At 42.7% G+C, this 21384-nt stretch carries 19 protein-coding genes and 1 other annotated feature; of the genes, 9 read left to right on the top strand and 10 right to left on the bottom strand.

The window, feature by feature from the left end; genetic code table 11:
• Window positions 1-71: 71 nt before the first annotated feature.
• The 4 genes from MHI60_RS15530 (at window position 72) to MHI60_RS15515 (ending at window position 3701) form a co-directional block, all read left to right on the top strand.
• Window positions 72-521: a YfmQ family protein gene (locus tag MHI60_RS15530; protein ID WP_024422888.1), complete on the top strand. Its 450-nt coding sequence runs from the start codon at window positions 72-74 to the stop codon at window positions 519-521.
• 151 nt (window positions 522-672) lie between these two features.
• Window positions 673-1905 (top strand): DNA polymerase IV, encoded by a 1233-nt coding sequence (locus MHI60_RS15525; protein ID WP_144484562.1) that lies wholly within the window; start codon window positions 673-675, stop codon window positions 1903-1905.
• A 15-nt stretch (window positions 1906-1920) separates the two neighbouring features.
• Entirely contained in the window at window positions 1921-2265 is a 345-nt protein-coding gene (locus tag MHI60_RS15520) for a YolD-like family protein (protein WP_144484565.1), read from the top strand.
• A gap of 200 nt (window positions 2266-2465) precedes the next feature.
• On the top strand, window positions 2466-3701 hold the full coding sequence (locus MHI60_RS15515; RefSeq protein ID WP_111290553.1) for an MFS transporter: 1236 nt from the start codon (window positions 2466-2468) through the stop codon (window positions 3699-3701).
• Window positions 3702-3735: 34 nt separating this feature from the next.
• On the opposite strand, the gene coaA is transcribed toward MHI60_RS15515, so the two are convergent.
• Window positions 3736-4695 carry a type I pantothenate kinase gene (gene coaA, locus MHI60_RS15510; RefSeq protein WP_024428044.1) on the bottom strand — a complete coding sequence of 320 codons (960 nt, stop codon included), beginning with the start codon at window positions 4693-4695 and terminating at the stop codon, window positions 3736-3738.
• A gap of 188 nt (window positions 4696-4883) precedes the next feature.
• On the opposite strand from coaA, the gene MHI60_RS15505 reads away from it, so the two are divergent.
• Complete coding sequence (locus MHI60_RS15505; RefSeq protein WP_144484568.1) at window positions 4884-6212, top strand: CoA-disulfide reductase; 1329 nt, start codon at window positions 4884-4886, stop codon at window positions 6210-6212.
• Window positions 6213-6273: 61 nt separating this feature from the next.
• On the opposite strand, the gene MHI60_RS15500 is transcribed toward MHI60_RS15505, so the two are convergent.
• Both MHI60_RS15500 and MHI60_RS15495 read right to left on the bottom strand, forming a co-directional pair.
• The gene (locus tag MHI60_RS15500) at window positions 6274-7050 is read right to left on the bottom strand and encodes an SDR family oxidoreductase (RefSeq protein ID WP_144484571.1); all 777 of its coding nucleotides are present in this window, start codon (window positions 7048-7050) and stop codon (window positions 6274-6276) included.
• Window positions 7051-7062: 12 nt separating this feature from the next.
• On the bottom strand, window positions 7063-8013 hold the full coding sequence (locus MHI60_RS15495) for an MBL fold metallo-hydrolase (RefSeq protein ID WP_144484573.1): 951 nt from the start codon (window positions 8011-8013) through the stop codon (window positions 7063-7065).
• 166 nt (window positions 8014-8179) lie between these two features.
• Window positions 8180-8391: a binding site (T-box leader), on the top strand.
• Between the two features lie 41 nt (window positions 8392-8432).
• On the opposite strand from MHI60_RS15495, the gene proC reads away from it, so the two are divergent.
• Entirely contained in the window at window positions 8433-9260 is an 828-nt protein-coding gene (gene proC / locus MHI60_RS15490; protein WP_144484575.1) for a pyrroline-5-carboxylate reductase, read from the top strand.
• Between the two features lie 38 nt (window positions 9261-9298).
• On the opposite strand, the gene MHI60_RS15485 is transcribed toward proC, so the two are convergent.
• A complete protein-coding gene (locus tag MHI60_RS15485; protein ID WP_144484577.1) occupies window positions 9299-9775 on the bottom strand; it encodes a DinB family protein in 477 nt (158 codons plus the stop codon).
• Between the two features lie 130 nt (window positions 9776-9905).
• The gene (locus MHI60_RS15480) at window positions 9906-11519 is read right to left on the bottom strand and encodes a M20/M25/M40 family metallo-hydrolase (protein ID WP_095408946.1); all 1614 of its coding nucleotides are present in this window, start codon (window positions 11517-11519) and stop codon (window positions 9906-9908) included.
• A 140-nt stretch (window positions 11520-11659) separates the two neighbouring features.
• Here MHI60_RS15480 and namA point away from each other — a divergent pair, with 140 nt between their 5' ends.
• Both namA and MHI60_RS15470 read left to right on the top strand, forming a co-directional pair.
• Complete coding sequence (gene namA / locus MHI60_RS15475; protein ID WP_095408947.1) at window positions 11660-12676, top strand: NADPH dehydrogenase NamA; 1017 nt, start codon at window positions 11660-11662, stop codon at window positions 12674-12676.
• Between the two features lie 120 nt (window positions 12677-12796).
• Complete coding sequence (locus MHI60_RS15470; protein WP_024422899.1) at window positions 12797-13561, top strand: alpha/beta hydrolase; 765 nt, start codon at window positions 12797-12799, stop codon at window positions 13559-13561.
• A 46-nt stretch (window positions 13562-13607) separates the two neighbouring features.
• Here MHI60_RS15470 and MHI60_RS15465 read toward each other — a convergent pair whose 3' ends face one another.
• Both MHI60_RS15465 and rnz read right to left on the bottom strand, forming a co-directional pair.
• Complete coding sequence (locus MHI60_RS15465; protein ID WP_111292919.1) at window positions 13608-14915, bottom strand: aminotransferase class I/II-fold pyridoxal phosphate-dependent enzyme; 1308 nt, start codon at window positions 14913-14915, stop codon at window positions 13608-13610.
• Between the two features lie 138 nt (window positions 14916-15053).
• The gene (gene rnz / locus MHI60_RS15460) at window positions 15054-15983 is read right to left on the bottom strand and encodes a ribonuclease Z (protein ID WP_111292920.1); all 930 of its coding nucleotides are present in this window, start codon (window positions 15981-15983) and stop codon (window positions 15054-15056) included.
• A gap of 222 nt (window positions 15984-16205) precedes the next feature.
• Here rnz and zwf point away from each other — a divergent pair, with 222 nt between their 5' ends.
• Window positions 16206-17681 carry a glucose-6-phosphate dehydrogenase gene (zwf, locus tag MHI60_RS15455; protein ID WP_095408951.1) on the top strand — a complete coding sequence of 492 codons (1476 nt, stop codon included), beginning with the start codon at window positions 16206-16208 and terminating at the stop codon, window positions 17679-17681.
• A 47-nt stretch (window positions 17682-17728) separates the two neighbouring features.
• On the opposite strand, the gene MHI60_RS15450 is transcribed toward zwf, so the two are convergent.
• From MHI60_RS15450 to celB, 3 genes are all read right to left on the bottom strand, one after another.
• Window positions 17729-18451 (bottom strand): GntR family transcriptional regulator, encoded by a 723-nt coding sequence (locus MHI60_RS15450; RefSeq protein WP_095408952.1) that lies wholly within the window; start codon window positions 18449-18451, stop codon window positions 17729-17731.
• Window positions 18452-18640: 189 nt separating this feature from the next.
• Window positions 18641-20047, bottom strand: a complete 1407-nt coding sequence (locus MHI60_RS15445) for a glycoside hydrolase family 1 protein (RefSeq protein ID WP_095408953.1) — start codon at window positions 20045-20047, stop codon at window positions 18641-18643.
• The gene (gene celB, locus MHI60_RS15440) at window positions 20031-21377 is read right to left on the bottom strand and encodes a PTS cellobiose transporter subunit IIC (RefSeq protein ID WP_095408954.1); all 1347 of its coding nucleotides are present in this window, start codon (window positions 21375-21377) and stop codon (window positions 20031-20033) included. Before celB ends, MHI60_RS15445 begins: the two co-directional genes overlap by 17 nt.
• Between the last annotated feature and the right edge of the window lie 7 nt (window positions 21378-21384).

Below are 21384 nucleotides of genomic sequence, written 5' to 3'. Positions count from 1 at the left end.
ATTCACTCTTTTGTTATGTTAAAATTGGTTCATATAAGAAATGTAACAAATGTTTATTGGAGATGATGATATTGGTTTGGATTGTTACTTCACTTGTTGTGTTTAGTCTTTTAAAGCTACTTGTCACTTCACTGCCTTCCGGTGTTGTTGAACGCCTTTTTAGTCGTTATGCAGTGCATGCAAAAGTAACAAGTGATCAAACAACGATGACGTTTCAAGGACGTCCACTCGATGATCAGCAAACATCTGAAATTATTCAACATTTTAATGATGCGATCTTTATTGAACGCTATTATATTTATCCTGGTGACGAAGAGCGTTTTCTTCATCCTCAGGAAGGGCCGGCGCCGCTTACTATGCAAACAAAGCTTGGCAAGCATGATGTGACCCTTTATCTGTATCATTACGATGACCACGTGGATGTGGTGCGGCAGTTTACCCATAAGCCTAAGAAAAAGCTAACGGCCTATCGTTTGCGTTCTGAGCCGCTCCAAACATCAAATAACTTAGCACATGCTTAAAATAGCTCATTTTACACAGATGAGACGAAGTGGAGACACTTCGTCTTTTTTGTATGGATTTATACTCTTCCCTTTGAATGATTTACCAGTATCAATTTCACCTTCTGACGGTTACAATAATACAGAACATACGTTCTAAGAGGTGAAAATCATGAATGAACGAGCCATTCTGCTTGTGGATATGCAGTCGTTTTATGCGTCAGTCGAAAAAGTGGAGGCTCCCCATTTGAAGGATGTGCCGCTCATCGTCTCAGGAGATCCCGAGCGGCGGAGCGGGGTTGTACTTGCGGCCTGCCCGCTCGCTAAAAAACGGGGCGTACAAAATGCATCAAGATTATGGGAAGCACAGGAGAAATGCCCTGAAGCCGTCGTCGTACGTCCACGTATGCAGCGCTACCTTGATGTCTCTGTCATGATGACAGAACTGCTTGAACAATATACAGATCTTGTCGAACCTTATTCAATTGATGAACAGTTTCTCGATATTACGGGAAGTGTGACACTACTCGGTTCGCCCCGCGAGATCGCTCAAAATATACAAACGACCATTATGAACCAGACAGGCATTTACGCACGTGTTGGCATTGGTCCTAATAAAGTGCTCGCTAAAATGGCCTGTGACCATTTTGCTAAAAAAAACAAATCTGGCATCTATGAACTTCGTGCAGACCGGGTTGCGGCTGATTTATGGCCGCTTCCGATTGGAAAATTATTTGGTGTCGGCAAACGGATGGAGCACCATTTAAAACGAATGGGCATCAGTACCATCGGGACGCTTGCTACTTATCCGTTAGACCGGCTAAAAAAACGCTGGGGAATCAACGGGGAGCTTCTGCAGCGAACAGCTTTAGGACACGATCCCTCCCCGGTCACTCTTCACACACATGATCAGCAAAAAGCGGTTGGGCATCATATGACCCTTCCCCATGATTATTCGTCTTTTGAGGACATCAAAGTCGCCATTCTTGAATTGAGTGAAGAAGTGGCAAGACGTGCGCGCTTTAAGCATTATGTTGGGCAAACGGTGTCTGTTGGCGTAAGAGGCGCTGATTTTTCTCATCCGACTGGATTTCATAGACAAATCAAGCTCCATTCACCCACACAGTACGGGACAGATATTGCAGATGCAGCCATTCAGCTATGCCAGCAGCACTGGGACGGCCAGCCCATTCGCAGTGTAGGCATTACTCTTTCACAACTGCAGCCTGACAGCCAATATCAGCTGAGTTTATTTGATCACCATTTAAAAAAAGACAGACTCAGCAAAGTATTTGATGCGATCCATATGAAGTATGGACCTGCTGCACTCTTGCACGCTTCGTCCCTAACAAGTGCAGGGCAGGCGTATCACCGCGCCGAAAAAATTGGTGGACATTACAAATAACGGAGGCGAACAGCCATGAATCCCAATAAATTAACACCCGGATACAACATCATGTGGGAATCAAGCCGAATGATGCTCCCAGAGCACCGTGAACAGCTGCTTGCTCAAAAACGGAAGAAAAAAGAATACACGTCTCCTCCACTGAGCACTGATCAGTTAGAGGAAATGAATTTTTTGATCACACAGTCGATTACAGAGGACCAAGCGATTTGCGTGACATATGCTGCAGCAGGTATGAAACAGCAGTTTTGGGGCTGGGTGAAAGCCATTCATTATGAAACGCAGCGCATAAAAATCGTCAATGATGAAGATGTTCTCCACCTGTCCTTGGAGCAAATTGTCGCGATTGATCTTGATTAAATTGTCTTTAAGTGATCGTACGAATCAGCATATCTAAAAGACATAGAAGCACCGAGAGAAAAAAACAAGATTTCGAATTTGCGTAGCCATTAAAAGCTCCTCTGCCATATGGCGGATGTCTCCTCCATCAAATTGTGTATTTAATTTGCACAATTTTTCATGTATGATTGGAACATCTTAACACTCAGGGGAGAAACAGCATGAAAAATAACTTACGTACTTTACATCCACTTAGTTGGACAATCATCATCGGTACCATATTCGGCAGAATGGCGACGTCTATGAGCATTCCTTTTTTAGCCGTTTATTTGACACAAGTCAAAGGGGCCTCAGCTTCTTCAGCTGGGTTAATCATTGCCGTCAGCTCTCTTATTGGGATCGTTGCGAGTTTTTACGGCGGCTATGTTTCTGACCGAATCGGCAGAAAAAAAGTCATGCTTCTATCCATCTTCGGTTGGTCATTTGTCTTTGTTGGCTTTGCGTTTGCAGATGCCATTTGGGTCTTCTTTCTCATGAACGCTTTAAATGGACTGTGCCGGGCACTGTTTGAACCAACGTCTAAGGCGCTCTTATCTGATGTCACCCCATCAAGTATTCGGTTGTTTGTTTTTAATTTACGGTATACGGCCATTAACATTGGTGTAATCTTCGGCCCGCTGCTTGGCTTATATCTTGGGTCATCGAAAACAACGTTTCCTTTTCTCGTCGCTGCCTTCATTTATTTGTTATACGGATTAACGCTGGCTTGGCAATTTCAGAAGCATCCAGTTGCTGCTCCAGAAAACACGAAACAAATCAGCGTCAAAAAAGCCCTTTCCATTATCCAAAAAGATACGGTCTTTAGCATCATTCTCATCGGCGTTACCTTATGTTCGTTCGGGTATTCACATTTAAGCTCAACACTGCCGCAATACTTATCAGCGTCACCTATGATTGAGGATGGTCCTAAACTGTTTGGATATCTTTTATCTTTAAATGCAGTTGTTGTGATTGTCATACAATACCCGCTCATCATGATTGCAAAGCGCTACTCCACCATTTTGTCGCTGACTACCGGGAATATTCTTCTTGCTGGCAGTTTGTTTGCCATTGCTTTTTCACAAAGTCTCGGCATGCTTGCTTTCATCATTGTCGTGTTTACAATTGGGGAAGTTCTGCTGTTTGCGATGATGGATCTTTTTGTAGACAATATTGCAAAGCCTGAAGTAAAGGGATCGTACTTTGGGGCGATGGGATTTTCTCAGCTCGGCAGCGTGGTCGGACCATTTGTCGGCGGACTGTGCATTGACTATTTTGGCGCGGCCCATCCCCTCTCCATTTTTACGGTCTTGTCGATCATCACCATCGCAGGCGTTCCGTTCTTACTCATTGGGTACTATCGTCTGAAAAAACGATCGGCAGCTGCCGTAGCTGTTAAAGTAAGTGGAGGTCATTAAAAAAAACCGCTCTCTCGTTTGAGCGGTTTTTTCTTTATACGCGGCGGATGGCGATCTCTTCCACCTTGTGCTGATCACCTTTTTTCAAAATGAGATCAGCTCGATATTTTGTCGGTAAAATATTTTGATATAAATTAGGGCGATTTACGGTATTCCAAATCGTGCTTGCCATCTGATCTGCCTCTTCATCCGTCAAATCTTTATATTGATGAAAAAAGGATTCAGGATCTTGGAAGGCTGTTTCTCTGAGCAAACGAAACCGTTCTTTATACCATGATTGAATTTGCGTTTCAGCGGCGTCTACATAAATCGAAAAATCAAAGAAATCTGATACAAACACACGCGGTTCATCCTTCAGATCATCCAGCGCTGGTGATTGGAGCACATTGATTCCTTCAATAATGACAATATCAGCATCCTCTACTGTTTCATACACCCCTTCCAGCCGGTCATAGGTCAAATGCGAATATACCGGGGCATGCACAGTTTGTTTACCTGATTTTAATTCATTTAAAAAAGACAGAAGAGCTTTGACATCATAGCTTTCCGGGAAGCCTTTCTTTTCCATCAGTCCTCGATCCTTTAATTCTTTTTGAGGATATAAAAAGCCATCTGTTGTCACAAGACTCACCTTCAGCCCATCTCCAAGCCTCGATAAAAGCGTTTCAATGATACGAGCCGTTGTGCTTTTCCCGACAGCTACACTTCCAGCAATTCCAATTAAAAAGGGGATTTTGGCATGATGCGGGTAGTTTAAAAAGGCATTCACATGCTGGTTTTTTTGTTTTTCTGCAAAGACATGTAATGTCAGAAAACGAATAAGCGGTATGTAAATATCTCGAACTTCTTCAAGCGATAAATAGTCATTTAACCCTTGCAGCGCTCTTGCTTCTTCTTCAGAAACAGATACCGGCATATATTCTCCAAGAGCTGCCCAAGCCTCTCTCGTATGGCGTGTATATAGCGTATTAAAATCTAGTCGCGTGTCACTCAAAGTCTTTCCCACCAATCTTCACTAAACTCGTAACCCAAAAAGACGATAATCCGATTGTAGCCTAAAATGAAGGCGCTGTCTTTATTTTTCAACTAAAGTTTGCTTGTTTTCCGAAAAAAAGCATTAAAATAAGGAATATGAGGGTAAATAAGAGTATTCAGTACGATAGATAGAAGGGAGCACACCAAATGAAATATGTGATGATTGGCGGAGATGCAGCAGGAATGAGCTGCGCTATGCAAATATATAGAGAGGATCCAGATGCACACATTGTTGCTTTTGAAAAAGGAGAGATTTTCTCATATGGACAGTGCGGACTCCCCTACTTGATCGGCGGTCTCATTGATCATCACAGAAAGCTGATCGCACGCAGTGCTGAAACCTTTCGTGACAAATATGGAATTGACGCCAGATGCTTGCACGAAGTGACCTCCATTGACCCAGAGCAAAAAACAGTGTCGGGTCATCATACGAAAACAAAAGAACCCTTTACAGAAAGCTATGACCGCCTCTTAATTGCGACAGGAGCAAGCCCTGTCACACTGGATTTAGACAGCCAGCCATTAGAAGGCGTACATGTATTAAAAACCATTCCACATGCGCTGTCCATTTTAGACCATTTAAAAAAGAACATCACACATGTCACGATCATTGGCGGTGGATATATTGGCCTTGAAATGGCTGAAAATTTAAAAGCGCTGGGAAAAAACGTACATATCATTCAGCGGGGAGCAACCCTCGGCCCGGGCTTTGACTCCGATATGGCAAAATACCTGAAAGAAGAGGCTGACGCCAAGGGCATTCACGTATCACTTGGAGAAACGGTACAGCAATTAGAAGGCAAGTCACATGTCACAGCTGTTATCACAGACAAACAAACCATTCAAACAGATATGGTCATCATGGCCATCGGCGTCACTCCTCAAACCTCCTTTTTACATAATACCGGAATTAAGCGGCTTCAAAATGGCGCTATTGCAGTGAATCAATACATGCAAACCAATATAAAAGACATTTATGCTGCCGGTGATTGCGCGGCGACTTATCACCGCATCAAAAAATCACTGGATTATATTCCACTCGGCACAACTGCGAATAAACAAGGGAGAATCGCAGGCTTTCATATGACAGGGACAAACCGAGCGTTTCAAGGCGTGACTGGAACAGCTGTCATGAAATTTATGGACATGACAGCGGGACGAACAGGCTTATCAGAAAAAGAAGCCGAAGAAGCGGACATTCCTTTCTCCGTCATCACTATTGATAGTACAGATCGCGCAGGGTATTACCCAGAAGCGGAGAAAATGAAAGTGAAATTGATCTACCGAAGCGATGACCATACTTTGCTTGGTGCCCAAATCATCGGGAGAAGCGGTGTAGATAAACGGATCGATGTAGTAGCGGCTGCCCTTTACCAAGAGCTGACCATAACAGATCTTGAAGATTTAGATATTAGCTATGCACCGCCTTTTAACAGTGTATGGGACCCGCTTCAGCAAGCGGCAAGACGGATATAGAAAGTGTCACAATGAAGCTTTACCTCAAAAAAGAAACCAGTTAAAACCGGTTTCTTTTTTGTTACTTTTTCATCATCGCTTTGCGTGCTGCTTTTTCAAATAAAAATGGAAACAGCTGATACAATTTGCTGCCAGCATTCATCCAGCCAGGCAGATTAATCTCTCTCTTTTTCGTCATCATGGCTGATACGACCTTCCCTGCCACCTTATCCGCACTCAGCATCATAAAATCAACGTTCTTCACATATTCACCGCTGCGGTCAGCGATGGTAAAGAAGTCTGTGGCAATTGGTCCTGGGTTGACCGTCGTCACGTGAATGCCTGAGTCTGCCAGCTCCATTCTGAGGCTGTTTGAAAATCCAAGAACGGCATGCTTTGATGCGGAATAAACAGCTGATTTGGGTGTCGCAATCTTTCCTGCTTGGGATGCGATATTGATAATATGTCCCTGCCCTCTTTGCTTCATCTCAGGGATAACCTTTTTCGTGCAGGCGATTAAGCCAAACACATTCACCTCAAACATCGACACCATTTCCTCTATGGAGGCATCTTCTACTAGATCGAATACGCCAAAGCCGGCATTGTTGACCAAAATATCGACCGGCCCCACTTCTTCATACGCGCGATCAATGTCCTCAAGCTGGCTGACATCAAGCTGAGCAATGTGACACACCCCGCCAGCACTCATAATTTTCTCTTTCACACCAGTAAGCTTGTCCACTCGTCTTGCTGAAATAATGATTTCTGCGCCTTCTTCTGCTGCCAAGTACGCCATTTTTTCACCAATGCCCCCAGATGCGCCTGTAATCCAAATTCTTTTTCCTGTCAATCGTCCCATGCGTTTCACTCCTTAGTTTGCTCTGTAATAGACGATTCCGTCTTTTTGCATTTCTTCAATTCGCCCAGCCTCTAAGAGCACATCCAGCTGCCCGACTGTCTCTGACATCGTTAAAAACAAGGCCTCTTCATACATCACAGGAAATAACTTACGGCAAAGATGAAAGGCCGTCATTTCTTTTTGTTTAAGCAGCTGATACATCGTATTTGCTCGTTTCTCTTGTTTCTTAAATCTTTCTTCAATCAATTCATGGTGGGATGTGATGAGCTGACCGTGTCCTGGATAAATCGTCTTGATTGGCAGACGCAATAACCGATTGAGTGATGCTTTATATTGAAGCAGTGATTTTTGACGTTCCTCGCCTTCATACGGTGCTTCCATTAACGGATTTGAAGAAATGGTCGTCAAAAGCAGGTCGCCTCCAATAAAATTCCCCGTTGTTTCATCTAGAAAGGAAAGATGAGACTGTGCGTGTCCGGGTGTTTCCATCACAAAGAAGTGTTCATGCCCGCTTAAACGATCACCTTCTTTTATGATCTCATCTACATGTGAAGTACAAGAATATGTATAAGATTGCTTCACCATTTTTTCACACTCATTTTGTCGAAGCGGGACACCTAACTGCTGAAAAAAAGGAATCATAAAATCCACTTGGCGCTGCTTAAACAGTGGATCCTGACTAATATATGGCTCATTTAGCTGGTGTCCGATCACACGGACAAGAGGTTTCATCAAATTTAATAGACCGACATGATCTGCATGATGATGGGTCAGCACCACCTGATCAATATCGTCTATCGATAAACGATGTTCCTTTAATTGCGTGACAAAGGCATGCTCTGCCTCTTCTGTCATCGGCCCGCAATCTACTAAGGTTACGGCCTCTCCTTTTAATACATATGCATGCACATCCCCAACGGCAAACGGCGTCGGGATGGATAATTGAATGATCTCTTCTTTCACTTTTATACGTCATCTCCTGCTTTTTGACTCATGATTGTGGGACTCAGTCTTCTTACTTCATTGTATCTTGCAAAAGGCAGACTGTCATGCGGTTTAGATGGGCAATTTTTTAACTGCCCCTATTGACATAAACTTGTCCATCGTTGCATAATGAACAACAAATATATGATGCGCGATGACAAGGATTAGTAAGCAAAATAATGATGCAAGAGAGTGAGGTCCGCCGGCTGAAAGACTTCACCATCCTCTTATTTGCTGAACCTGCCCTTTGAGCTGTTAGGCAAACCTAAACGTTTCCCGCGTTAAGGGACTAGAGCTGAGTATGCATGTTTGCATACTAATTGAGGGTGGTACCGCGAAAAACCTTTCGTCCTTTTCAGGCGAGAGGTTTTTTTATTTTCTACAAGGAGGAGCAGCTTATGAGTAAAATTGGATTTATCGGTGCAGGCTCAATGGCAGAGTCTATGATCAAAGGTTTATTAAAAAGCGGCATGATGTCGAATGAAGATATCATTGTCACAAACAAAACGAATGAAAAACGATTAGAAGAATTACAGGTACGTTATGGGATCAAAACGGATTTCGCTCGGTCCTTTATTTATGAAGAAGCGGATATTCTCGTTTTTGCCTTAAAACCGAAGGATGCAGAAAGCGGAATTTCTGAAGTCCAGCCTCATTTACATGGACAGTTAATCATTTCTATTTTAGCGGGTATTTCCATTGAAACGATTCAACACTATGCGGGCGGAAAGACTGCAGTCGTTCGTGCGATGCCAAATACATCAGCGGCGATTCAGCAGTCAGCAACAGGTATTGCCGTAAGTCATGAAGTCACAGAGGAACAAAAGAAAAAGGCCGTCGAGCTGTTTGAAACAATCGGGCATGTCACAGTATTAGATGAATCGCAGCTAAATGCTGTGACAGCCATCGCAGGCAGCGGCCCTGCCTTCATTTATCATTTGATTGAAGGAATGGAGCGAGGTGCTTCGGAACTTGGAATGGATCAAGCAACTGCGAAATTACTCATTTGCCAAATGATTGCGGGTGCCGCTAATATGCTTCAAGACAGCGGAAAAGGACCTGCCGAACTGCGCAAAGAAATTACAAGTGAAGGCGGAACAACAGAAGCCGGCCTGAACACACTGGCTGCCTATCAATTCGAAGAAGCCGTTGTCGATTGTGTTAAAACAGCGACTAAACGGGCAGCAGAATTAAACGAAATGTTTTCAACAAGTACGTATAAATGAATTTGAAAGCACCTGTTTTGATGACAGGTGCTTGTTCATTACCTCTTTGAAATGATGACTTTGATTTGGTCCAGATGATGTTGTTCATGTAAAGCGATGGTTTCAGCTAATCTTTGGACGGTCATCAATCCTTCTTCCGGATGCAGACCGAATTGTTCCCATATATCTTTTTCTAATAGCCGAAGCGTGTTGTTTCTTCTCTCTTTCATCCGTTTGATCAATGCTTTGATCTCCTCTGCGTTATACCATTCATACGCTCTTTCTCTCACATATATTTCAGGATCATACGATTGAAAAGGCGTGTGATCATCTGATATCGCCTGCTCTATCCGCTCTGTCCAGACTTCTTCTGTGTCATACAAATGCCCGGCGAGCTGCTTGATTGACCATTTCCCCTCCCCTAAAGATTGATCCAGTGTGTTATCATCACAAGCCTCCACTAGCTTCTCTAGTTCACTCATACTTTCCTGAAGCGATGTGATGATGTCTGTTTTTGTTAATTTCCCAGTTTCCATTTAATTTTCTTATCCCCCTTCAAATAAATGTAAATCTTCTTAATATCATACTCTATTCAACCAAGTGGAAGAATCGTTTATTTATAAATAGAAGCCCTATCATCAAGATAGGGCTTTTCATCACATCTACTTACTTTTTCTCTAATAAAGCATGAATCGTTGATTCTAGTAGTTCTGGCAAAATGCCAAAAGAGAACGGGACGTGCAGCCGCTCTGTCCATTTGTGCGGGTCCTTTCCTAGTGGACCTACGTTGATGACTGGAACGTAAAGGGCTTCCTTTTCTCCTTGTGGTAAAGAATAGCCTTTTTGGTAAAGCGGCATATTGGTCGTGTAATGACCTACCTCCTGCTTTTCGAGCTGCAAGTAACTTAAATCAGACAATCCCGGGAAATATTTCACTTCCTCTACTTCAAGTCCATACACCTCTTTTGCCTCTTTTTGAATCTTCTTTAATGTCGTCTGAATATGCGGATCTTCTGTTGAGGACACAGAAGGGTAAAATGGCGGACTATAAAATAGCACAATCAGCGGCCCTTCTTCCTTACAGAGTGTCGTCAGCTCCGAGACAATTTTCGTTGAAAAATCACGATCTCCAAGCTCACCTCGGTTGGCGAATGCATAGTTGACAATGCGCTCGACTTCCTGTTCACCAGAGCGTTCTGCGGCTTTTTGATACAGCTCGTGATACGTGAGAACCGTAACCCTAGTGTCTATTGGTGTAAAGTGTTTAAAGCGCTGAAAGTCAGCTGTTTTCTGCTGAAGATTGGCCTCGATTTGGTCTGCTGCTTGCTTCGCAGTTTCATAGAGAAGACCGTGCAGTTCTTCACTTGAACGTTTCATCATGAGCACATTAAATAAAGATACAGCTGTGTGAGGTGTTTGAACAGAATAGGCTTCTTTTAAGTCTTTTTGCATTAAGTTCGTTGGGGGCGGTGTTACTTCACCATCTACTTCCTCACAATAATCACTATTGAGCTCTAACAGCCTGTTTAATTCAGATACCATAAAATTCGCATTTAAGCCTGAGAAAGGCTCTCCTACATGCGTTTCGATCCCTTTACAGAAAAATCCAGCTAATACCTTTCCTATACTGCCTGTATACATATAATGATGTTCATCCCCTGGATACTTTTCAAACATGGGCTCACTGTTTAAACACGCGGTATAGTCAAGATCATGCTTTTCTTTGAGCTCCTTTAGTTTCGGCACAGCCTCAAGCATTCCTTGTGAATTCACTTCTTCATCAGGAACTGTGACGAGCAGGACATTTCCATCAAATGTTTCTGTCATCGCTCTTTCCAGCATAGAAAGCTGCACGGTGAGACCTGCTTTCATATCCATGGCCCCTCTTCCAAACAACCAGTCTCCTGAAGCAAGGTCTTCTCTTACCCTCTTTGGAAGTAGCGCACTTTTTTGCGAAAAGGAGGCCATTAACTCTTCAGGCTTGCATGCCATGTTTTGAAATTCGCCGTAATCTTCTGTATCGACTACATCAAAGTGGCTAAGAAGCAGCACGGTACGCTGGAGCGTACTGCGCTTCACAAGTGCCGTTAAATAATACCGGCCATCTTTCATCGGATGCAAAGCCAAATGATCAGGGTTCTGCTCAAAATAAGGCCGCTCCCTTAGCAAGTAATATAAATATTCCGCTAACGCGACTTCTCCTGTTGTACCTGATATGCTTTCATACTGCATAAGAGCTGTCAGGAGCTCCTTTAGTTCACTCTCTGTTTGCCATTTCATCCGTTCTCCCCCTTTGATGTCTCTATCTCTCCATTATACAAAAACGTGTATAAAAGCTATATTCTTTGAGCACCTTTTATGACGAAAGTTTGAATGGCTGTTATAATCGGCTATACAATTCCATGAGGAGGCGAAGATATTTGGAAACAAAACTCTTTTCACCTTGGACATTAAAAGGTGTTACACTGAAAAACCGCATCGTGATGTCCCCGATGTGTATGTATTCATCCTATGACCGTGATGGGAAATTACAGCCTTTCCACTTCACACATTATATTTCCCGTGCACAAGGTCAGGCTGGCCTCATCATGGTGGAAGCAAGTGCTGTTTCTCCCGAGGGAAGAATTAGTGATCAAGACCTCGGTATATGGAGCGATGAGCACATTGAAGGTTTCGCTTCATTAAACGAACAAATTAAAGCATATGGAACGAAGACAGCTATCCAGCTAGCCCATGCAGGACGTAAGGCTGAACTTGATGGAGACATTCTTGCACCGTCAAGCATCCCATTTGATGAAACATCTAAAACCCCTGTCGAGATGTCTATTGATCAAATCAAAGATACTGTTCAGGCGTTTCAGGATGCAGCTGTACGGGCAAAAAAAGCGGGCTTTGACATCATTGAAATTCATGGTGCACATGGCTATTTAATCAATGAATTTCTTTCACCGCTGGCGAACCATCGAACAGACGACTATGGCGGCTCACCAGAGAACCGTTATCGTTTCTTAAGAGAAGTCGTAGATGCAGTCAATGCCGTATGGGACGGACCTTTATTTGTCCGTGTGTCGGCTTCTGATTACACGACAAAAGGACTTGATATTGCAGATTATATTGGGATTGCCACTTGGCTCAAAGAGCAAGGTGTCGACTTAATTGATGTCAGCTCAGGTGCTGTCGTACAGGCAAAAATCAATACATTCCCCGGCTACCAAGTAACATTCGCAGAGAAAATAAAAGAAGGTGCCGGCATTCAAACAGCTGCTGTTGGTCTAATCACATCTGGTGTACAAGCAGAGGAGATTTTACGAAATCAGCGTGCGGATTTGATCTTTATTGGCAGAGAATTTTTACGGGATCCATACTTTCCAAAAACAGCTGCTCAAGAGCTCCGTACCTCCATCGAAAGCCCGCGTCAATATGATCGTGCTTGGTAAAAGCTCTTAGGAAAAAAGGTGTCTATTTTTCGAAATAGGCATCTTTTTTGTTTTTAAGAGAAACATATCTGCCTTTTGTGCCGTCTTTTAGCTAAAGAACCACTTAGAGGAGATGGAAGAATGAATTCGGCAATGATTGAAAAAATGTATCATATAGATGGACACCACTTTTATACAAAACATCGTCAAGGCAAAAGGCAAGCCACGATTATCTTTGAAGCAGGCTACGGGATTTCTAGTGATACGTGGTCGAATATGGCACGTGATATTGACCCAGAGCTTGGGGTTTTCTTATACGACCGTTTAGGAAATGGAAAGAGCAGTGAGAGCGGTGAAGGAAGAACCTTGCATGACCTCGCTGATGATTTAGATGCGCTGCTGAAAGAAGCCAATATTCAGCCGCCATTTCTTATTGTCGCTCACTCATTTGGCTCACTTGTCAGCCGGCTATGGGCAAGCCGCAGAGGAGATGATGTCATTGGCATGGTGCTGTTAGACCCAGCAAGTGAGGAGCAAGAGCAGGTGATCCTGCCGCTTTTATCAAAGGAAGAACGCACTTCATATATGGCGCAATTCACAGCAGAATGTACGCATGAGGATTTTCAGCAAATGCTAAGCACAATCAAAGAGGAGCAAACTCATTATGGGATGATGCCGCTTCTTGTCATTTCATCAGGTAAGAGCCGGTTGTTTCATCCCGCGCATGAAGCTTGGCTCAGACTTCATAAACGCATGCTGTCTTTGTCATCTCAAAGCGGATGGATTCAGGCGCAGAACAGCTCGCACTATATTCATCATGATGAACCGCATATTGTACAGCTGGCCATCTATGATGTATGGTGCGCAGCCAAACAACCTGTCTCCTATTATCAAACTGCCAATTAAAACGAAAAACTCCTTGACCTGTTATGAGTCAAGGAGTTTTTTTAATTTATACCGTTGGAGCAGATTGACTTTTTTTAGAAAGCAGCTTTTCAATGCTGACAAGCTGAACACATAATGTAAAGATGTCGATCGCTTGCTCTAGTTCTTCAAGTGCCGGGAATGTTGGTGCAATGCGAATGTTACGATCAAGCGGATCTTTTCCATATGGATATGTTGCACCTGCACCTGTCATTGTGACACCTGCTTCTTTTGCTTTTTGCACAACAGCTTTTGCACAATGATCAAGTGTATTTAAACTAATGAAATATCCACCATTTGGCTTGTGCCACTCAGCGATGTCTTTCCCGCCAAGTTTTTCGTCAAGAATGGAAAGAACGAGGTCAAATTTCGGCTTAATGATCGCTGCATGCTTTTTCATATGTTCCTTCAAGCCTTCTGGATTCTTAAAGAAACGAAGATGTCTTAGTTGATTGATTTTGTCTGGTCCGATCGTTTGAATCGAAAGCTGCTTTTGAGTGAAGCTCACATTGTCCGGGCTAGACGCCATCAGTGCAACACCTGAGCCTGGGAATGTAATTTTAGACGTAGACGCAAACATAAACACACGGTTCGGGTATCCTGCCTCTTCTACTGCCTGAAAAATATCTTTTAACGTATCAGGTGTATCCGTTAGATGGTGGACTGCATATGCATCATCCCAAAAAATACGGAAGTCGTCTGCTTTTGTTTTCATTGAAGCTAAGCGGTCAACGACCTCATCTGAATACGTAATGCCGTCTGGGTTGCTATATTTCGGTACACACCAAATGCCTTTAATCGCTTCATCTTCTGCGACCAATTTTTCTACCTGATCCATATCAGGTCCATCAGCCTTCATATCAACCGTGATCATCTCTATGTTAAATAGCTCACAAATAGCAAAGTGACGGTCATACCCTGGGCTTGGTGCAAGGAACTTTACCTTTGGCAGCTCTCCCCAAGGTGTTTTGCTGTCGCATACGCCGTGAGTCATCGCACGTGCAATGGTATCATGCATCATATTCAGGCTTGAGTTACCGCCGATGATGATTTGTTCTGGCTTTAAATTGAGTACTTCTGCAAAAAATTTCTTCGTTTCAGGAAGGCCTGTCAAGCCGCCATAGTTTCGGACATCTGTGCCATCTTCAGCTGTCATTGCATCCTTTGATGTCACAACATCGAGCATGCCCATAGACAAATCGAGCTGTTTTGGTGAAGGCTTCCCTCTAGACATGTCTAAGTGCAAGTTTTTACTTTTGTAAGTTTCATACTCATTTTGTAGTGCCACATATAAGTCATTCAATTCTGCTTCACTTAATGCTGTAAAACCGCTCATCTTTGATTGTGCCTCCCGTATTCTTCATAGTTTGATTCGTCATTTGTTTTTCTTCACCATTTTACCACTACCTGAAAAAGAGCGTCATCATAAATATCAAAAAAATCACACAACTTTTTTTGACGATTTATCCAATTTTTACAGGCTGCGTTCAATGGGGAAAGAAGAGAAATCATGTGCAGCTTCTGTCAGCGGGAATATATCGCGGGCTTCTTTCAACAGTTGTTTCAGTGCTTCTTCTCCTTGGTAACGTGCACTTATATGGGTCAAAATGAGCCTTTTTGCGCCTGCTTCCAGTGCTGTTTTCGCTGCCTGTTCTGTTGTGCTGTGATAATAATTGTAGGCTAAATCTGCATCTTCTTTACCGAATGTTGCTTCATGGACTAACACATCCGCATTTTTGGCAAGCCTTGTTATATTCTCGCACAAACGGGTATCTCCTGAAAATGCAACGATTCTCCCTTTTTTAGGGGGTTCCAAATAATCGGTTCCATCGATGATTCTTCCATCTTCGAGTGTCACGGTTTCCCCATTTTTCAACTTCTGATACAAAGGTCCAGGTTTTACACCGATTTCTTTTAGGTCTTCGGCTTTTAGTGAACCAGGCATATCTTTTTCCACAATCCGATATCCGTAAGCTGGTATTCCGTGAGAGACTCTTCTTGCTTCTACTTGAAAGGTATCATCTTCAAACACGATCCCTTCATCTATTTCTATGATATGCAGTGGATATGTCAAATGCGTTTGCGAGGCTGAAAGTGCTGCGTTCACAAAGGCCTTGATGCCCTTTGGTCCATAGATTGTCAATTCATCCTCCCCGCCTTGAAAGGATCTGCTGCCAAGAAGTCCTGGTAGGCCATATACATGATCACCGTGCATATGTGTGATAAATATTTTCTCGATCTTTCTCGGTTTAATCGTTGTATGTAAGATTTGATGCTGCGTCGCTTCTCCGCAATCAAAAAGCCACACTGCATTTCTTTCTTCTAAAAGCTTTAGCGCTGTGCAAGTGACATTTCTTGTTTTTGCAGGTATGCCTGCACCTGTTCCTAAAAAGAGCAGTTCCATTTACTTTTCCTCCTAAAGCCGGTATACAATATCTTCATTCATATAGAATACATGAAGACAAGGTAAATGTGAATTCAGCGGAATTTTTGAAAAAAGTGAAATGAGAGCAGAAAAAGTCGAATCAAATGTTTGCTTTACGAACAATGAAGCTTTAAAATAAAGAAAATGTACATACATTCTCGGTTTTTACAACAATGCTACGAATAAAGTGAGGTACTTCTCGTGAATACAGAAACTAACAACCCTAAAGCAGTCATTGTCATTTTTGGCGCAACAGGAGACCTTGCCAAACGCAAGCTCTACCCTTCTATACATAGACTTTATCATAGCGGTAAGCTAGGTGATCAATTCGCTGTTGTCGGAGTTGGACGCCGTCCGTGGTCTCATGAGGACCTCAGAGCTGTGGTAAAGGAATCTGTTTCTTCTGATGATGCAGAAGCGAAAACAGAGGAATTCATTTCACATTTCTATTATCACGATTTTGACGTATCAAGCCCTGCTTCCTATCAAGCGCTTAACACGCTTTTAACAGGCCTTGAAGATACGTACAGTATCCCAAATAACCGCATGTTCTATTTAGCCATGGCACCGGAATTCTTCGGAACGATTGCGAAGTTCCTAAAGAGTGAGGGCGTATCAGAAACAACCGGTTGGTCACGACTTGTCATTGAAAAGCCATTTGGGCATGATCTGCCAAGTGCCAAAACATTAAATGAAGAAATTCGTGATGCATTCACAGAAGATCAAATTTATCGTATTGACCACTATCTTGGTAAACAAATGGTTCAAAACATTGAGGTCATCCGCTTTGCGAATGCTATCTTTGAACCACTTTGGACAAACCGCTATATCTCAAACATTCAAATTACATCCAGTGAATCCTTAGGGGTTGAAGACCGGGCTCGATATTATGAAAATTCTGGTGCATTAAGAGATATGGTCCAAAACCATATGCTTCAAATGGTTGCCCTTTTAGCAATGGAGCCGCCAATTAAACTCAATACAGAGGAAATCCGCAGCGAAAAACGGAAAGCATTGCGCGCTCTTCGTCCTTTCTCTAAAGATGAGGTTGATCAATTCTTTGTCCGCGGACAGTATGATGCTGGTACGATGGATGGCAATGTCGTTCCTTCTTATCTGGAAGAGCAAAATGTTGATCCGAACTCAAACACAGAAACGTTTGTGGCAGGGAAACTGCTGATTGATAACTTTAGATGGGCCGGGGTGCCATTTTACATTCGTACAGGAAAACGGTTAGAAAAGAAATCTACTCAAATCGTGGTTCAATTTAAAGACATTCCAATGAACCTGTACTATGGAAACGGGAATGCCATGCATCCAAACTTACTTGTCATTCACATTCAGCCAGATGAAGGCATCACCCTTCACCTGAATGCTCGAAAGCTCGATGGCGGCACGTATGCGAAACCGATTAAGCTCGATTACCAAACAAACTATAACGACATCATGAATACACCAGAAGCCTATGAAAAGCTGATTCATGACTGCTTGCTAGGCGATGCGACAAACTTTGCTCACTGGGACGAAGTGGCACTTTCTTGGAACTTCGTTGATCCGATTTCTGAGAAATGGGCAGAAAGCAAAACATTAAAACCAAACTATCCTGCTGGTTCTATGGGACCGAAAGAAGCTGATGAGCTTCTAGAAAAAGATGGATACCATTGGTGGAACATATAAAATCAAATGAAAAAAGAGCAGTCTCCCTTGGGGGTTCTGCTCTTTTTTTAACGTCCTGTTTTCGTGATTTCAACCGTTGAAAAGTCAAATTTATCATAGCGATGATGGCTAAATGAATATTCAAATGGCTGCCCTGCGTTTAAATAAGCAACCTGTTCGACTTCAAGCACAGGATCTGTTGGGTCACACCCTAAATACTGCTGATCCAGCTGATCTGATTTAGCCGCTCTAATTTTCTTGTGCGCTCCTGCTATTTTTAAATGAAGCTGATTTGAAATGTAGCCATAGATAGAACCCAGCAGAACTTCTTCATCTATGCCCTTAATGAGATTGACAGGCATAAACGTTTTTTCTAATACATAAGGCTCTTCATCCACAAGACGGAGCCGGATGATATCATAAACAGGTGTGGTTGAGTCAATAGATAGATGGGCTGCCACCTCTTCGCTTGGAAAATGGACATCAAAATGAATGATTTGAGTCGTGACGTTTTTATCCGCCATGACTTTTGTGAACCCTTTATTTTCATGGCCTGATACATTGATTGCCCCTTGATTAAGCGCTGCCTTTACTATAAATGTACCGTGGCCTCTTTTTCTAAAGAGCAGACCTTCTGCAACGAGAAGATCGAGCGCACGTTTCATTGTCATTCTGCTGCATTGAAATTCGGCGGCAAGCGAGTTTTCATCTGGAATGGGTTGATCTTCTGGATAATATGCTGTTGCTATTCGTTTTCTGATTTCTTCTGAAATGAGTTCGTACTTCTTCATCTCACACCACCAACTGACTTGTTTTTTCATAGCGCTTTATTCTAGAAGGAAATATGGCGTTTTTTAGCCTTCCTCTCATTTTACACTAAGGGATGTGAGCTTAAAAGGTGCCAGCCATTTTTGTTTCATCCACTTACCGTCACATAAGAAAAATACTTGCTCTTTTCAAGGAAAGAGCAAGTATTTTGATTAAAAACCGTTATTCTCTGAAACTGATTGAAACCAGTATCCACTTTTCTTAATCGTTCGTTTCCCGTCTTCTTGAAGATCAACTGAGACAAATCCATAACGATTTTTATATGCATTCGACCAGGACCAGTTGTCCATAAAGGTCCATAGATGATAGCCTTTCACATTGCTTCCTTCTTGAATGGCTTGATGCACCCATTTGAGATGCTCAGAAATAAAGTCAATGCGGTAATCGTCATGAATCATTCCTTCTTCATCCTTAAACCGCTCTTCTCCTTCGACGCCCATTCCATTTTCAGAAATAAAGCATTCAATATTATCATAGTCTGTTTGGACTTTTTTCAATATATCGTAAATGCCCTTTTCATAGATTTCCCAGCCTCGATACACATTCATTTTTCTCCCCGGCATCTCAAAAGAATCAAAATAATGATTCGGCATAAATGGTGCTTGAGGATGCGGCATATGCTCTTTCGCTTTCACTCTTCTTGGCTGATAATAGTTGATGCCAAGAAGATCAATCGTATTCTCTCGAATGAGCTCAAGGTCTCCTTCTTCCATACTTGGCATAAAGCCTTCTTTCTTTAAGACTTCTACTAGTTTTTCCGGGAAATGCCCCTTCACCGCAGGATCTAAGAAGGAACGGTTAAAGAAAGCATCAGCCATCTCTGCTGCTTCTACATCGCGCGGATTCTGGCTTCGCGGGTACGAAGGGGTCAGGTTTAGGATGATGCCAATCTTACCGCCTTGCTGCAACTCTTTATAAGCCGCAATCGCCTTAGCATTTGATAAAAGTTCATGAAAACCGACCTGTACAGCTTTTTGGAAATCGACTTCGTTTGGATAATGAAAGCTATACATATATCCGCCTTCTACAGGAACAATCGGTTCGTTATGAGTAAACCATTTTTTCACCCGGTCGCCAAATAATTGGAAGCATAATGTCGCATAGCTGACATAATCGTCGACCACCTGTCTGTTTACCCAGCCGCCTTTCTCCTGCAGCGCCATTGGCATATCGAAATGGTACAGGTTTACAAACGGCTCGATATCATGTGCAATCAATTCATTGATTACATCATTGTAAAAAGATACTGCTTCTTCATTGACCGCACCTGTTCCTTCAGGTAAAAGGCGTGACCATGATATCGACAGCCGAAATGAATTGTGGCCAATTTCTTTCATGAGACGGATATCCTCTTTATATTTTCGATAAAATTGAGATGTCACGTTCGGCCCTACGCCATCAAAAAAACGAGTCGGCTCTTGTTCAAACCAATGATCCCAAATGTTCGGTCCCTTTCCATCTCCAGGGACGCTCCCTTCTGTTTGCGTTGCAGAAGCAGAAGATCCCCACCAGAAACCTTCTGGAAATGTATATGATTGTTTGTTAGTTTCCATCGACATGTATTGAGTCTCCTTCGCCTTTGATGTTTGTTTCCTTCGTTTTTTCTGTTGTCGTTATTTTTTCATTTTTCACATTCATACGGTCAATAAATTTCAGGAACGGGAACCAAATGACAAACACAATCATCAGGTTAAACAACTGAAGCAGACCGCCCGCTAGTGAATTTGTTGCCATCATTCCGCTAATAAAGATCGGCACTGTCCATGGGATATTCACACCTGTCGGGGGCGGTACAATGCCTGATGCCATCGCAAAATAAGTAATACATGTAATGACCATTGGCGCCAAAATCCACGGAATGAGAATAAGCGGGTTCATGACAATCGGTAAACCGAAGATAATCGGTTCATTGACGTTAAATAATCCTGGTCCTAAGCCAAGCTTGGCTACTTGTTTTAATTGCTTACTTTTCAGGAAAATTAAAATCGTAAACACAACAGCAAGCGTCATACCGGTTCCACCCATTCCAACCGTATAGATTTCAATAAACTGCTTGCTGATAATATTAGGAACCTCACCTGTTTTTGTGTAGCTCTCTAGGTTTTGAATGGACAATGTATTCCAAATCGGATCCATGACAGAGTTGATAATAATTTGGCCATGGAGCCCAAAGAACCACAGAATTTGTATAAAGAAAACAGCGATCAACGTCGGAATGATACCGCTTCCAAGACCGACAAGCGGCGCCTGAATGGCATGATAAATCAAATCATGCATATTTGTTTTAAAACCTTGTGTAATGATGATATTAATGAGCAAAAACGTTGTAAGTGTCAAGGTAGCCGGGATCAGTGCAGCAAAAGACTTTGCAACAGCCGGCGGAACCCCTTGCGGCATATTGATCACAAATTTCTTTTGGACAAAATAACGATAAATTTCAGCAGACAAAAAGCCTGTGATCATTCCAAGGAACATGCCCTTTGCGCCTAAACGATCGACTGGAATAACGCCTGCAATCGTTGCACCACCTTCTTGTTCTAGTAAAAACGGAGTCAGAAGCAAGAAAGAGGCTAAAGCAATCACACCGCCAAAGACAGCTTCCACATCATAGCTTTTTGATAAATAATAGCCAATCCCAAATACAACAAACACACTCATAATGCTGATGGTCGCACTCGGTGCGATATTCAGTGCAGACTGGACTCCTTCCAGTGCTGTTTGACTCATGATTTTATCTAAAAATGGCAAATTCATCAGCACAACCATAATGGAACCAAAGATGGTGAGCGGGAACGCAAGCATAAAGGCATCCCGTAATACGCCTAAATAGCGGTTGTTGTTTAATCTCCCAGCAATCGGAACCAAAATGGCACTTATTTTATCAAACATTGGTTTC

The organism is Bacillus sp. FSL K6-3200 (assembly GCF_038630485.1).
Classification (GTDB): Bacteria; Bacillota; Bacilli; order Bacillales; family Bacillaceae; genus Bacillus; species Bacillus safensis.
This window is presented reverse-complemented; position numbering and strand designations above follow the sequence as displayed.

Coding starts and splice junctions, on each gene's coding strand:
- MHI60_RS15525 (WP_144484562.1), top strand. CDS start 673: ATGAATGAACGAGCCATTCTGCTTGTGGATATGCAGTCGTTTTATGCG.
- celB (WP_095408954.1), bottom strand. CDS start 21,377: ATGTTTGATAAAATAAGTGCCATTTTGGTTCCGATTGCTGGGAGATTA.
- MHI60_RS15450 (WP_095408952.1), bottom strand. CDS start 18,451: ATGAAGAAGTACGAACTCATTTCAGAAGAAATCAGAAAACGAATAGCA.
- proC (WP_144484575.1), top strand. CDS start 8,433: ATGAGTAAAATTGGATTTATCGGTGCAGGCTCAATGGCAGAGTCTATG.
- rnz (WP_111292920.1), bottom strand. CDS start 15,983: ATGGAACTGCTCTTTTTAGGAACAGGTGCAGGCATACCTGCAAAAACA.
- MHI60_RS15505 (WP_144484568.1), top strand. CDS start 4,884: ATGAAATATGTGATGATTGGCGGAGATGCAGCAGGAATGAGCTGCGCT.
- MHI60_RS15515 (WP_111290553.1), top strand. CDS start 2,466: ATGAAAAATAACTTACGTACTTTACATCCACTTAGTTGGACAATCATC.
- MHI60_RS15520 (WP_144484565.1), top strand. CDS start 1,921: ATGAATCCCAATAAATTAACACCCGGATACAACATCATGTGGGAATCA.
- MHI60_RS15445 (WP_095408953.1), bottom strand. CDS start 20,047: ATGTCGATGGAAACTAACAAACAATCATATACATTTCCAGAAGGTTTC.
- MHI60_RS15465 (WP_111292919.1), bottom strand. CDS start 14,915: ATGAGCGGTTTTACAGCATTAAGTGAAGCAGAATTGAATGACTTATAT.
- MHI60_RS15500 (WP_144484571.1), bottom strand. CDS start 7,050: ATGGGACGATTGACAGGAAAAAGAATTTGGATTACAGGCGCATCTGGG.
- MHI60_RS15470 (WP_024422899.1), top strand. CDS start 12,797: ATGAATTCGGCAATGATTGAAAAAATGTATCATATAGATGGACACCAC.
- MHI60_RS15480 (WP_095408946.1), bottom strand. CDS start 11,519: ATGAAATGGCAAACAGAGAGTGAACTAAAGGAGCTCCTGACAGCTCTT.
- MHI60_RS15485 (WP_144484577.1), bottom strand. CDS start 9,775: ATGGAAACTGGGAAATTAACAAAAACAGACATCATCACATCGCTTCAG.